The sequence below is a fragment of the Pseudarthrobacter sp. SSS035 genome, assembly GCF_023273875.1.
GTDB lineage: Bacteria > Actinomycetota > Actinomycetes > Actinomycetales > Micrococcaceae > Arthrobacter.
Genome location: NZ_CP096882.1, coordinates 1,867,516 through 1,880,017, shown reverse-complemented (window position 1 = coordinate 1,880,017; position 12,502 = coordinate 1,867,516). Strand labels below are relative to the sequence as shown.

Sequence of the window (12,502 nt, the reverse complement as noted above, 5' to 3'; positions counted from 1 at the left end):
CAAATAACAATCTCGATCCGCACCCCGAACCGGCCCAGGCCCAAGGGCCTCCGGACCCCAGGCGTCCTGACCGGGGATGGGTTAATCAGCAGTCTTGCGGCTAAGCTGTCAGCAGCGCTCCCATCCTCGGGTTTCTTTGTGGTTCAGCACTCGATGAACCATGCAGGTTCCGTTGTTGGGGCGCCACTACTTTTGGGCTCCCTGTGGGAGTTTCCGGTTCAGACAAGGCAGCAGCAATGAAAGGCGGCACCCTTCCGTGAAGTTCAGAGTCGAACGGGACGTCCTGGCAGAAGCCGTCACCTGGACAGCCCGGTCGTTGTCTCCGCGGCCGCCGGTTCCAGTGCTGTCGGGCCTGCTCCTGAAGGCTGAAGCCGGCACGGTCAGCCTCTCGAGCTTTGACTACGAGACCTCCGCACGGCTGGACATCCCCGCGGACATCACCGCAGAGGGAACCATCCTCGTTTCCGGACGCCTCCTCGCAGACATTTGTCGAAGCCTGCCTTCCGCTCCGGTGGTCGTGGAGACCGACGGCAACAAAGTGACGCTGACCTGCCGCCGCAGCAGCTTCCACCTGGCCACCATGCCCGAGGCCGAATACCCGCCGCTGCCCGCGTTGCCTGCCATCAGCGGCACCGTCCCGGGTGATGCATTTGCCCAGGCTGTGTCCCAGGTGATTATTGCGGCCAGTAAGGATGACACGCTCCCCATCCTGACCGGCGTCCGGATGGAGATCGAGGACGACCTCATCACGCTTCTGGCCACCGACCGCTACCGTCTGGCCATGCGCGAAGTGCCGTGGAAGCCCACCACGCCGGGAATTTCCACCAGTGCGCTGGTCAAGGCAAAAACCCTCAACGAAGTGGCCAAGACCCTTGGCAACAGCGGCGACATCAACCTCGCCCTTGCTGACGATGACAGCCGCCTGATCGGTTTCGAAAGCGGCGGCCGCACCACCACGTCGCTGCTCGTGGATGGCGATTACCCCAAGATCCGCTCGCTGTTCCCGGATTCCACGCCCATCCACGCAACTGTCCAGACGCAGGAGCTTGTGGAAGCCGTCCGCCGTGTGTCGCTGGTGGCCGAACGCAACACACCGGTTCGCCTCGCCTTCACCGAAGGACTGCTGCACCTGGACGCCGGCACTGGCGAAGACGCTCAGGCCTCCGAAGAACTCGAAGCCCAGCTCTCCGGTGACGACATCACCGTCGCCTTCAACCCGCACTACCTGGTGGAGGGCCTCAGCGTCATCGAAACGAAGTACGTCAGGTTCTCCTTCACCACGGCGCCGAAACCCGCGATGATCACGGCCCAGGCAGACGCCGACGGTGAGGACCAGGACGACTACCGTTACCTGGTCATGCCCGTCCGCCTTCCCAACTAGTCCCCACCGCCACCCTCGCCTCGCAGGCTCGGCCAGGGAACCCTGGCGGCGTGGGCCCGGACAGTTGTCGTTCTGGGTCCCCAAAACGACAACCGTCACCCCGCGCAGAAAAGAGACCCACGTGCATATTGGACTGATCGGCCTTGGCAAGATGGGTTTCAACATGCGCGAACGCCTGCGCAAGGGCGGCATTGAGGTCACCGGCTTTGACCGCAACCCCGAGGTCACCGATGTTGCCTCCGTGGATGAGCTCATTGCGGCGCTTCCGGCCCCGCGGCTGATCTGGGTCATGGTCCCGTCAGGCGACATCACCGATGCCGTCGTCACCGAACTCGGGGACAAGCTCGACGCCGGCGACCTGGTGATCGACGGCGGCAACTCCCGCTTCACCGAGGACCAGAAACATGGTACCGCTCTGGCTGAGAAGGGGATCCGTTTCGCCGACTGCGGTGTTTCCGGCGGAGTGTGGGGCCTCCAGAATGGGTACGGGCTCATGGCTGGCGGCGACGCCGCCGATATTGAGCGGGCACTGCCGGTTTTTGATGTGCTCCGTCCCGAAGGCGAGCGGGCGGACAGCTTTGTCCACGTCGGAGGAATCGGTGCCGGACACTACGCCAAGATGGTCCACAACGGCATCGAATACGGCCTGATGCAGGCTTATGCCGAAGGCTACGAACTGCTGGCTGCCAAGGACATTGTTGACGACCTGTCCGGTACGTTCCGCGCCTGGCAAAAGGGCACCGTGGTCCGGTCTTGGCTCCTGGACCTCATGGTCAAGGCCCTGGACGAGGACCCGGGACTGGAATCCATCGATGACTACGTCGAGGACTCGGGCGAAGGCCGCTGGACCGTTGAGGAAGCCATTGCCAACGCTGTCCCGGCACCGGCCATCACGGCTGCACTCTTCGCGCGCTTCTCCTCCCGCGAGGAAAACTCGCCCGCCATGAAGATGGTTTCAGCGCTGCGCCACCAGTTCGGCGGGCATGCCACCCGTCCCGCCAAGTAACATCCACCCCGGGACCCGCAGGTTCCGAGAATTGTCGAACACCGCGTGTACCTAGAACACCTTTCGCTCACTGATTTCCGCAGCTACGCCCAGGTTGACCTTCCCCTCGAACCGGGTGTCACCGTGCTCGTCGGGGCAAACGGCATCGGCAAAACCAACCTCATGGAGGCCATCGGGTACCTGGCCACCCTCAGCTCGCACCGGGTCAGCTCCGACGCCCCGCTGCTGCGGTTCGGTACGGACCGCGCGCTGGTCCGGGCCCGCCTGGTCCGCGGCGGGCAGACCACGGTCCTCGAACTTGAGATCAACGCCAGTCGCGCCAACCGGGGGCGGATCAATCGCAGCAATCCCGTCCGCGCCCGGGATCTCCTGGGAATCTGCCAGACGGTGCTTTTCGCCCCCGAGGACCTGGCGCTCGTCAAGGGAGATCCGTCCAACCGCCGCCGGTTCCTCGACGAGCTGCTTGTCAGCCTCATGCCCCGGCATTCGGCGACGCGCACGGACTATGACCGTGTCCTGAAGCAGCGCAACGCCCTGCTCAAATCCGCCCGGGCCGGAAAATTCACTGTCGGGCACGAGGCCACCCTCGATGTCTGGGACCAGCACATGGCCCGGGCGGGCGCCGAGCTGCTGCACGCGCGGCTGGAACTGGTGGAACTGTTGAGCCCGCACCTGGCCAAGGCGTATGCCAAGCTCACGGATGGGTCCAAGGACGCCAACGCCGTCTACCGGTCCACCCTCCAAAACCTGATGGACGACGACGGCGGCGCGGCACCGGGTGCCGGTGGCGGTTCGTTGACGGAAGGGTCCGCCGCTGCCGAAGATCTGCGGGACCTCACCGTTGAGGACCTCACCGGCCGCTATGTCCAGGCCTTTGCGGCCTCCCGCCGCAAGGAACTTGAGCGCGGAATTTCCCTGGTGGGGCCGCACCGGGATGAGCTCGAACTGATCCTCGGCGAAGCGCCCGCCAAGGGGTACGCCTCGCACGGCGAAACCTGGTCGATGTGCCTCTCCCTCCGGCTTGCCTCCTATTACGTCATGCTCGATGATGCGAGGACCGGCGGATCTGCCCCGATCCTCATCCTTGACGACGTTTTCGCCGAGCTGGATGTGCAGCGCCGGCGTAAACTGGCGGCAATAGTCTCCGGCGCGGAACAGGTCCTGGTGACCGCCGCCGTCGACGCCGATATCCCGGAGGAGCTCTCCGGCCGGCGGGTGAAGGTCATCCCGGGAGGAATCGATGAATAAGGATGAAAAGGGCGGGCTGCAGCCTGGCCGGGATCCTGACAACATCGACGCGCCGCAGGCCGCGCTGAACCGCATGCGTGAGGCCGCGGCCGCACGCGGCGAAATCCGTCGGAAGGCACCCCCCAAGGCCGGCGCCGCCAAGACAAAGGGTGGGATCCGGGATACTCGGGGTTTCAGCCAGTTCCATTCCACCGGCCGTGATCCGCTGGGGCTCGGCAAAGTGGTGGGACGCCTTGTGGCCGAACGTGGCTGGAGCTCTCCGGTAGCGGTGGGCTCGGTCATGGCAGAGTGGGCCACGCTGGTGGGCCCGGAAATTTCAGCGCACTGCATCCCGGAGAGCTTCACCGATACCACCCTTCATGTGCGCTGCGACTCGACGGCCTGGTCCACGCAGTTGCGCCTGCTGAGCAACAGCCTGCTGGAGAAGTTCCGCACGGAACTGGGCGATGGCGTGGTCACCAGCATCCAGGTACTCGGCCCGTCAGCACCCAGCTGGCGCAAGGGCGGACGTACCGTCAACGGCCGCGGGCCGCGCGATACTTACGGCTAGGCACGGCCGTCGACCCTTGAATATTCGTCCGGCGGCGTGTAGGGCGGGCTAACGCCCTTGGGGCGTATAGGAACCCGGAGGCGGGACCTTGAGGGCGCCCTAGGCGGGGTCAATGGCCTCGCATCGGCACATCAAGGTCCCGCGACGCCCGCCGGAATGCGGGTTTGCAGCCCAATTCACGATAGAATCACAGCAGATAACTGGGCGCCGGTGAAACGTTGACTGAGTCCGTTTTCCGCACGCTCTCCGCAGGCGGACTTCGGTCCTGCACGTCGACATATCCGTCAGCGCCATCAGCTTGTGCCTGTTGGCGGATGCTTTCCCCTGGAAGGCTGCCGCCGGCCATCATCGAAAAAGAGGAGTCGACAGCACCTGTGGCTAACGACAATACAGATACCCAGGCAGTGGAACGCGCAACGGAGGACGTCCCTACCCCCGATACGCCGGCGGAGGCCGTGACACCCCGGGAATACGGCGCAAGCGACATCACCGTACTTGAGGGCCTCGAAGCCGTCCGGAAACGCCCGGGCATGTATATCGGCTCCACCGGGCCGCGCGGCCTGCACCACCTGGTCTATGAAGTGGTGGACAACTCTGTTGACGAGGCGCTGGCCGGGTACTGCACGCACATCGAAATAGTCCTGCAGGCCGACGGCGGCGTCAAAGTCGTAGATGATGGCCGCGGCATCCCCGTGGACATGCATCCCACCGAGCACAAGCCCACTGTTGAAGTTGTTATGACTATCCTTCACGCCGGCGGTAAGTTCGGCGGCGGCGGTTACGCAGTCTCGGGCGGCCTGCACGGTGTGGGTATCTCCGTGGTGAACGCGCTCTCCAGCAGGGTGGACACTGAAGTCCGGCGGCAGGGCAACGTCTGGCGGATGTCCTTCGCCGACGGCGGCAAGCCCCAGGGCGGGCTGGTCAAGGGCGAAGAGAGCGCCACCACCGGCACCACCCAGACCTTCTACCCCGACGCGGGAATCTTCGAATCCACGGAGTTTGATTTCGAGACGCTCCGCGCCCGCTTCCAGCAGATGGCCTTCCTGAACAAGGGCCTGCGGATCACGCTCACGGACGAGCGCACCGCAGCGTCGAACGCGGACGCCAATGAGGACCTCAACCTTGACATCGTGGTCACCGAAGGTGAAGTCACCGCTGAGCACCGCACCGTGGTGTACCAGTACGACGACGGCCTGCTGGACTATGTGAAGCACCTGAACTCGGGCAAGAAGGTTGATGTTGTCCACGAGGACGTCATTTCCTTCGAAACCGAGGACACGGAACGGCACATCGCGCTGGAAATGGCGATGCAGTGGACCAACGCGTATTCCGAGAGCGTCCACACCTACGCCAACACCATCAACACCCACGAGGGCGGCACCCACGAAGAGGGTTTCCGCGCCGCGATGACCTCCCTCATCAACCGCTACGCGCGGGAGAAGAGCATCATCAAGGAAAAGGACGACAACCTCACCGGTGACGATATCCGTGAAGGCCTCACGGCGGTCATCTCGGTGAAGCTGGCAGAGCCGCAGTTCGAGGGCCAGACCAAGACCAAGCTCGGCAATTCCGAGGTCAAGGGCTTCGTCCAGCGCGTTGTCACCGACGGCCTGGGCGACTGGCTGGAACGCAACCCCGGCCCCGCCCGCGATGTCATCCGCAAGGCTATTTCCGCGGCCCAGGCCCGGATGGCCGCCCGGAAGGCCCGTGACAATGCGCGCCGCAAGAGCCCGCTGGAATCCTTCGGGATGCCCGGCAAGCTGTCGGACTGTTCCTCGAAGGATCCCGCCCGCTGCGAGGTGTACATCGTGGAGGGCGATTCCGCCGGCGGTTCCGCCAAGCGCGGCCGCAACCCTGAAACCCAGGCCATCCTGCCGCTGCGCGGCAAGATCCTGAACGTGGAGCGGGCCCGGCTGGACAAGGCCCTGGGCAACACCGAGGTCCAGTCCATGATCACCGCGTTCGGCACCGGCATCGGCGAGGACTTCGACCTCAGCAAGCTCCGGTACCACAAGATCGTGCTGATGGCCGACGCTGACGTTGACGGCCAGCACATCACCACGCTGCTCATGACGCTGCTGTTCCGCTACATGCGCCCGCTGATCGAAAACGGCTACGTGTACCTGGCGCAGCCCCCGCTGTACCGGATCAAGTGGTCCAACGCGCCGCACGACTACGTCTTCAGCGACAAGCAGCGCGATGCCAAGCTCCTGTCCGGGCAGGCCGCCGGCCGCCGTATCCCGAAGGACAACGGCATCCAGCGGTACAAGGGCCTGGGCGAGATGGACTACACCGAACTCTGGGACACCACCATGGACCCGGACCACCGGACCCTGCTGCAGGTCACCATGGACGATGCCCTGGCAGCGGACCAGACCTTCTCCACCCTGATGGGTGAAGACGTGGAGTCCCGCCGAAACTTCATCCAGCAGAACGCCAAGGACGTCAGGTTCCTGGATATCTGACCGGTTCACCGAGTAGATATTCCAAGTCCGACATATACCTGAAACGGAAAATATAAACGATGAGTGACGAGACACCCGAGAATCCGGCGGAATCCGCCGATCTTCCGGAAACCGTTCTTGAAGGCGACGTGCTGGTTGACCGCGTGGAGCAGGTGGACCTGCAGACGGAAATGCAGCGCTCGTACCTGGACTACGCCATGGCCGTTATTGTGGGCCGCGCCCTTCCCGACGTGCGCGATGGCCTCAAGCCCGTGCACCGCCGCGTGCTGTACGCGATGTTCGACGGCGGTTACCGGCCGGAACGGTCCTTCAACAAGTGCGCCCGTGTGGTGGGCGAGGTCATGGGCCAGTACCACCCCCACGGCGACACCGCGATCTACGATGCGCTGGTCCGCCTGATCCAGGACTGGACCATGCGCTACCCGCTTGCCCTGGGCCAGGGCAACTTCGGTTCGCCGGGCAATGACGGTGCCGCCGCCCCGCGGTACACCGAAACGAAAATGTCCCAGCTGGCCATGGAGATGGTCCGGGATATCGACGAGGAAACGGTCGACTTCCAGGACAACTACGACGGCAAGAACCAGGAACCCACCATCCTGCCGGCGCGTTTCCCCAATCTGCTGGTCAACGGTTCGTCCGGCATTGCCGTGGGCATGGCCACCAACATTCCGCCGCACAACCTCCGCGAAGTGGCTGACGGCGTCCAGTGGTACCTGGCCAATCCGACGGCCAGCCGAGAGGAACTGCTCGAAGAGCTGCTGCTCCGTATCAAGGGACCCGATTTCCCCACCGGGGCAACGATTCTTGGCCACAGGGGCATTGAGGACGCGTACCGGACGGGCCGCGGCTCCGTCACCATGCGCGCCGTGGTCAACGTCGAGGAACTCCAGGGCCGCACATGCCTGGTTGTCACCGAACTGCCCTACCAGGCCAACCCGGACAACCTGGCCATCAAGATCGCCGAACTGGTCAAGGACGGGAAGATCTCCGGCATTGCGGACCTCCGCGACGAGACCTCCGGCCGCACCGGCCAGCGGCTGGTCATTGTGCTCAAGCGCGATGCCGTGGCCAAGGTGGTGCTGAACAACCTCTACAAGCACACCGACCTGCAGAGCAACTTCTCCGCCAACATGCTGGCCATCGTGGACGGGGTTCCGCGCACGCTGAGCCTGGACGCCTTCATCCGCCACTGGGTAACGCACCAGCTGGATGTCATTGCGCGCCGTACCCGCTACCGTCTGCGCAAGGCCGAAGAAGAGGCGCACATCCTGCGTGCCCTCCTGAAGGCACTGGACGCGCTGGACGAAGTCATCGCGCTCATCCGTGCGTCCAACACCACCGAAGCCGCACGCGACGGACTGATGCAGCTGCTGGACATCGACGAGCTGCAGGCCCGGGCCATCCTGGACATGCAGCTGCGCCGCCTGGCAGCCCTGGAACGCCAGAAGATCCAGGACCGCCATTCCGAACTCGAGGCCCTGATCGCCGAGTACAACTCGATCCTTGCCTCCGAAGAACGCCAGCGCGAAATCATCAGCACCGAGCTGGGCGAGATTGTGGCCAAGCACGGTGATGACCGCCGCACCAAGATCCTGATGGGCTTCGACGGCGACATGTCCATGGAGGACCTGATCCCCGAAGAGGAAATGGTTGTCACCATTACCCGCGGTGGTTACGTCAAGCGCACGCGCAGCGACAACTACCGGTCGCAGCAGCGCGGCGGCAAGGGCATCAAAGGCGCCCAGCTCCGCGGCGACGACGTGGTGGAGCACTTCTTCGTGACCACTACCCACCACTGGCTGCTTTTCTTCACCAACCTCGGCCGGGTCTACCGGGCGAAGGCGTACGAACTGGTGGAGGCCGGCCGTGATGCCAAGGGCCAGCATGTCGCGAACCTGATGGCCTTCCAGCCGGACGAGCACATCGCCCAGGTCCTGGACATCACGGACTACCAGCAGGCGCCGTACCTGGTGCTGGCCACCAAGCGCGGCCTGGTCAAGAAGACCCGCCTGGAGGACTACGACACCAACCGTTCCGCCGGCGTCATCGCGATCAACCTGCGTGACGAGGACGAGCTGGTTTCCGCCCAGCTGGTCTCCGAAACGGATGACCTTATGCTGGTGTCCCGCATGGGCCAGTCCATCCGCTTCACCGCCACCGACGATGCCCTGCGTCCCATGGGCCGGGCCACGTCCGGTGTGACCGGCATGAAGTTCCGCGAGGACGATGAACTGCTGGCGGCGGACGTCGTTACGGACGGTTCGTTTGTCTTTGTGGTCACCGAGGGCGGGTACGCCAAACGCACCGCGGTGGAGGAATACCGCCTGCAGGGCCGCGGCGGCCTCGGCATCAAGGTGGGCAAGTACCAGGAGGAACGGGGCCACCTCGTGGGCGCCCTGATTGTCCAGGAAGAGGACGAGGTCCTGGTGGTCATGGAAGGCGGCAAGGTTGTCCGTTCATCCGTGGCCGGCGTACCTGCCAAGGGCCGCGACACCATGGGTGTTATCTTCGCGAAGCCGGACAAGAACGACCGCATCATTGAAGTGGCCAGGAACAGCGAACGCGGCCTCGAGGGCGAAGAATCCGTGGACGATGACGTAACGTTGGCTGAAGAGGCCGGGTCCCCCGAGGGATCCGCAGGGTCAGCAACAACGGCAGATACGTCACCGGCTGTTGAGTCAGAGGACGCCTCCGGCGACGCTGAGCCGAACGAAGACTACACCGGAGGTAACGAGTGAGTAATCCCGACTCATATCCCAAGCCGAGCAGCAATGTCCCCGGCGGAACGCCGCCGCCCGCGGCCGCACCCCGGGTGAACGCCCCCGTCCGTCCGCAGCAGCGCCCACCGGCCCCTGCGGGCGCGCCGGGGCAGCGGCCGGCCGCTCCCGGCCAGCGCCCTGCGCAGGATCGGGTTCCGGCAGGCCAGGCCGGCCAGCGTGCCAGCCAGGGCAGGCAGGCGGCAGCACAGGCCAGCCAGCGCCCAGTGCAGGGCCGGTCTCCGCAGGCCCAGCCCGGCCTGGTCAAGCCCGCACCCAAGGCCAAGGTCAGGCGTGCACGGCTGCTGGTCAGCAAGGTGGATCCCTGGTCTGTCCTGAAGATGGCATTCCTCCTGTCGGTGGCGCTGGGAATCGTCACCGTGGTGGCCGCCATCGTCCTCTGGACTGTCCTGGACCTCACCGGAATCTTCGACCAGGTGGACAGCCTCCTGGGCACCCTGGCAGGCTCCGAAGGCGGCGGGTTCGAACTGAAGAAGGTCGCATCCCTGGGCCAGGTGGCTTCCTTTGCCACGATTATCGCCGTGGTGAACGTTGTCCTGCTGACGGCGCTGTCCATGCTGTCAGCGGTGCTTTACAACATCTCCGCAACGCTTGTTGGCGGCATCGGCGTCACCCTCACGGACGACTGAAAACCCTTAATTTCACCGGAAATTCTCCGGCGAAATGCCTCGATTTGAGATCGGGCCGGGATGTGCTGTAAAGTCATGTCTCGGCCCGATGAGGCATCGGGGCGTATAGCTCAGGCGGTTAGAGCGCTTCGCTGATAACGAAGAGGTCCCAGGTTCAAGTCCTGGTACGCCCACGGAACCTGTGCAGGTTCGAAGGAAGGTTCGGTTTGCTTCACGGCAGGCAGGATCGGAACGGGGAGCATGTGAAGAAGTTGCTGGTACTTGCAGCTGCGATCGCAGGCGTCCTGCTCTACAGGAAAGCACAGGAATCCGAGGCCCGGAAAACAGTCTGGAGCCAGTCGACCGACAAGGTCGAATAGGCCGGATCCCCGGACCGGGAGCTTGCAAAAGGCTCCACGGTTCTAGGGTATGATTGACGGGTTGCTTCTTATGGGGGCATGGCGCAATTGGTAGCGCACCTGCTTTGCAAGCAGGGGGTTCGGGGTTCGAGTCCCCGTGCCTCCACCATAAGGAAGTCCCGGACAGCCGCAACGCTGTCCGGGACTTTTTCGTTAAAAGCAGAACAGTAGGGTTGAACGGTGAACTTTCTTCTTGCGGCCGTGGGCGTCCTGGGCGTGGCGTCGTCCGGGCCGTTGATCGCCGCGACCCTCGGTGCCACCACCGTCAGTGCCCTCGCCATCGCCTTCTGGCGCAACGCCATCGGGGCCGCCGTCATGGCCACTCCCACCGTGGTCCGCGAACCCCGGCAGTTCGGCCGGATCACCGGCCCCGAGTTCCGCTGGTCGCTGCTCGCCGCCGTCGCCCTGGCCCTGCACTTTGCCTGCTTCATCACGTCCCTCCAGCTGACGTCCGTGGCTGCCGCCACCGCCCTGGTCTGCCTGCAGTCGGCCTGGATCGCCGTCTTCCAGCTCTTCCGGGGCACCAGGCACCGCTGGCAGGTGCTGGCAGGGCTGGGGATCGCTTTTGGGGGCGTTGTCACCATCACCGGGTTCGACATGGGATCCTCGCCGGACGCGCTCGTGGGCGACCTGCTGGCCGTCGCCGGCGGGGCCCTGGCCGGCCTCTACACGCTCGCCGGCGGCAAGGCCCGGCAGACCATGACCACGGGAACGTACACCACGCTCTGCTATGGGATGTGCGCGGCATTTGTGGCGGTGCTGGCGCTCTTCAGCGGCCAGCCGCTGGTGGGGTTCGACGCCGTTGGCTGGGTGGGGATCCTGGCCATCACCGTGTGTGCCCAACTGGTGGGCCACACAGCCTTCAATCACCTGCTGGCCACGATGAGCCCGCTGCTGGTGTCGATGATCATCCTGCTGGAGATCCCCGGCGCAGCCGTGCTGGCCGCGGTCTTCCTGCAGGAGACCCTGCCCGCAGGCACCTACGGCGGGCTGGGGCTCATCCTCGTGGGCCTCGCCGTCGTGGTTCTGGGACAGCGGTCAGGCTTCAGGAAACGGCGCGAAGGTTCCGGCGCGCGTGGGGATGAACCGCCGTCGGACCGTCTGGCTGAACTCGGAACGGACTGAGGCCGGGCAAGGGCCGTAAAGCGGGCCTATTGTCCGCCGCGGCGGACAGACTGGGCGGTGTTGACCGTGTGGATGGCCCGCAGGAGCTTCGCCGGGAAGTAGACCGAGAAGAACACCACCATGGGTGCCTTGAGGGCCATTTTCTTGACGTTGTGCGCCTTGTACGTACGGTCGAAGCGGGTCACGTAGTACCGGTAGTCCCGCGGTGAATCCTCGAGCCGGCGGGCGGACATCCCGGACACCATCTGGGGCCAGTACTGGACCTTGAGTTCGTGGTCGGCGAGGTGCAGGGAGAGGTCGATGTCCTCGTGCATCTCGTCCTTCTCGTCACGGCAGGTTTCGTCCCGAATGGTTTCCCATGCCGTAGCCCGCAGGGCCATGTTGGATCCGAACAGGAAGTGGTACTGGTGCTTGGCGAGCTTGAGCATCAGCTGACGCATCTTGTCGTCGGCCTTGAGCCCGAACCGCCGCATCGGCATGTCGTAGTAGACCACCGGTCCGGTGGCTGCCTGGACTGACGGATCAAAAAAGGCCTTCTGGACCTGCTCCACCCAGTCCGGCTCGACAACCGAATCGGCGTCAATGCGACCCAGGACGTCGCCGGTGGCATGGTTGAGGCCAAAGTTTCGGGTGGGAATCAGGCCCTGGTCCTTGTGCTGGCTGAGCAGGATGACGGGACTCTCCGGATACTCCAGCTGCATCTGCGCCACGATGGCGGCGGTGCGGTCAGTGGAAAGGTTGTCCACCACGATGATTTCGTGGGCCGGCACCGACTGGTATACCGCGGCGATGAGACACTGCCGGATGACACTTTCCTCGTTGTAAGCCGGGATGACAATGGACACGCGCGGCAGCTGTGCTGCGTCGTTCAAGGCATCCCCAGAGGATTTATCGGCTGACATCAGTTCAAATTTAGCACCGAT

General features: G+C 64.4%; 10 protein-coding genes and 2 tRNA genes. 11 read left to right on the top strand and 1 reads right to left on the bottom strand.

Annotated elements, in window-relative coordinates; genetic code table 11:
* Positions 1-256 precede the first annotated feature (256 nt).
* The 11 genes from dnaN (at position 257) to MUN23_RS08605 (ending at position 11,579) form a co-directional block, all read left to right on the top strand.
* The gene (dnaN, locus tag MUN23_RS08655; protein ID WP_058930635.1) at positions 257-1,381 is read left to right on the top strand and encodes a DNA polymerase III subunit beta; all 1,125 of its coding nucleotides are present in this window, start codon (positions 257-259) and stop codon (positions 1,379-1,381) included.
* Between the two features lie 121 nt (positions 1,382-1,502).
* Positions 1,503-2,387, top strand: a complete 885-nt coding sequence (gene gnd, locus MUN23_RS08650) for a phosphogluconate dehydrogenase (NAD(+)-dependent, decarboxylating) (protein WP_248763431.1) — start codon at positions 1,503-1,505, stop codon at positions 2,385-2,387.
* Positions 2,388-2,432: 45 nt separating this feature from the next.
* A complete protein-coding gene (gene recF, locus MUN23_RS08645) occupies positions 2,433-3,635 on the top strand; it encodes a DNA replication/repair protein RecF (protein WP_248763430.1) in 1,203 nt (400 codons plus the stop codon).
* Complete coding sequence (locus MUN23_RS08640; protein WP_058930632.1) at positions 3,628-4,185, top strand: DUF721 domain-containing protein; 558 nt, start codon at positions 3,628-3,630, stop codon at positions 4,183-4,185. Before recF ends, MUN23_RS08640 begins: the two co-directional genes overlap by 8 nt.
* A 374-nt stretch (positions 4,186-4,559) precedes the next feature.
* Complete coding sequence (gyrB, locus tag MUN23_RS08635; protein WP_305886583.1) at positions 4,560-6,650, top strand: DNA topoisomerase (ATP-hydrolyzing) subunit B; 2,091 nt, start codon at positions 4,560-4,562, stop codon at positions 6,648-6,650.
* A gap of 59 nt (positions 6,651-6,709) precedes the next feature.
* Positions 6,710-9,388, top strand: coding sequence for a DNA gyrase subunit A (gyrA, locus tag MUN23_RS08630; protein ID WP_248763429.1), 2,679 nt, complete (start codon positions 6,710-6,712; stop codon positions 9,386-9,388).
* The gene (locus MUN23_RS08625; RefSeq protein WP_248763428.1) at positions 9,385-10,056 is read left to right on the top strand and encodes a DUF3566 domain-containing protein; all 672 of its coding nucleotides are present in this window, start codon (positions 9,385-9,387) and stop codon (positions 10,054-10,056) included. The genes gyrA and MUN23_RS08625 overlap by 4 nt, the downstream gene beginning before the upstream one ends.
* A gap of 99 nt (positions 10,057-10,155) precedes the next feature.
* Positions 10,156-10,229: transfer RNA gene (locus tag MUN23_RS08620), tRNA-Ile, on the top strand.
* A gap of 69 nt (positions 10,230-10,298) precedes the next feature.
* A complete protein-coding gene (locus tag MUN23_RS08615; protein WP_210412373.1) occupies positions 10,299-10,415 on the top strand; it encodes a DLW-39 family protein in 117 nt (38 codons plus the stop codon).
* Positions 10,416-10,487: 72 nt separating this feature from the next.
* Positions 10,488-10,563, top strand: a tRNA-Ala gene (locus MUN23_RS08610).
* A 71-nt stretch (positions 10,564-10,634) separates the two neighbouring features.
* Entirely contained in the window at positions 10,635-11,579 is a 945-nt protein-coding gene (locus MUN23_RS08605; RefSeq protein ID WP_248763427.1) for a DMT family transporter, read from the top strand.
* Between the two features lie 26 nt (positions 11,580-11,605).
* Here the strand turns inward: MUN23_RS08605 and MUN23_RS08600 are convergent, their stop codons facing one another.
* Positions 11,606-12,481 carry a glycosyltransferase family 2 protein gene (locus MUN23_RS08600; RefSeq protein ID WP_248763426.1) on the bottom strand — a complete coding sequence of 292 codons (876 nt, stop codon included), beginning with the start codon at positions 12,479-12,481 and terminating at the stop codon, positions 11,606-11,608.
* Positions 12,482-12,502: the final 21 nt, after the last annotated feature.

Bases quoted from the DNA above. Each gene is read 5' to 3' on its own strand.
- MUN23_RS08640 (WP_058930632.1), top strand. From the start codon at position 3,628: ATGAATAAGGATGAAAAGGGCGGGCTGCAGCCTGGCCGGGATCCTGAC.
- gyrA (WP_248763429.1), top strand. From the start codon at position 6,710: ATGAGTGACGAGACACCCGAGAATCCGGCGGAATCCGCCGATCTTCCG.
- MUN23_RS08600 (WP_248763426.1), bottom strand. From the start codon at position 12,481: ATGTCAGCCGATAAATCCTCTGGGGATGCCTTGAACGACGCAGCACAG.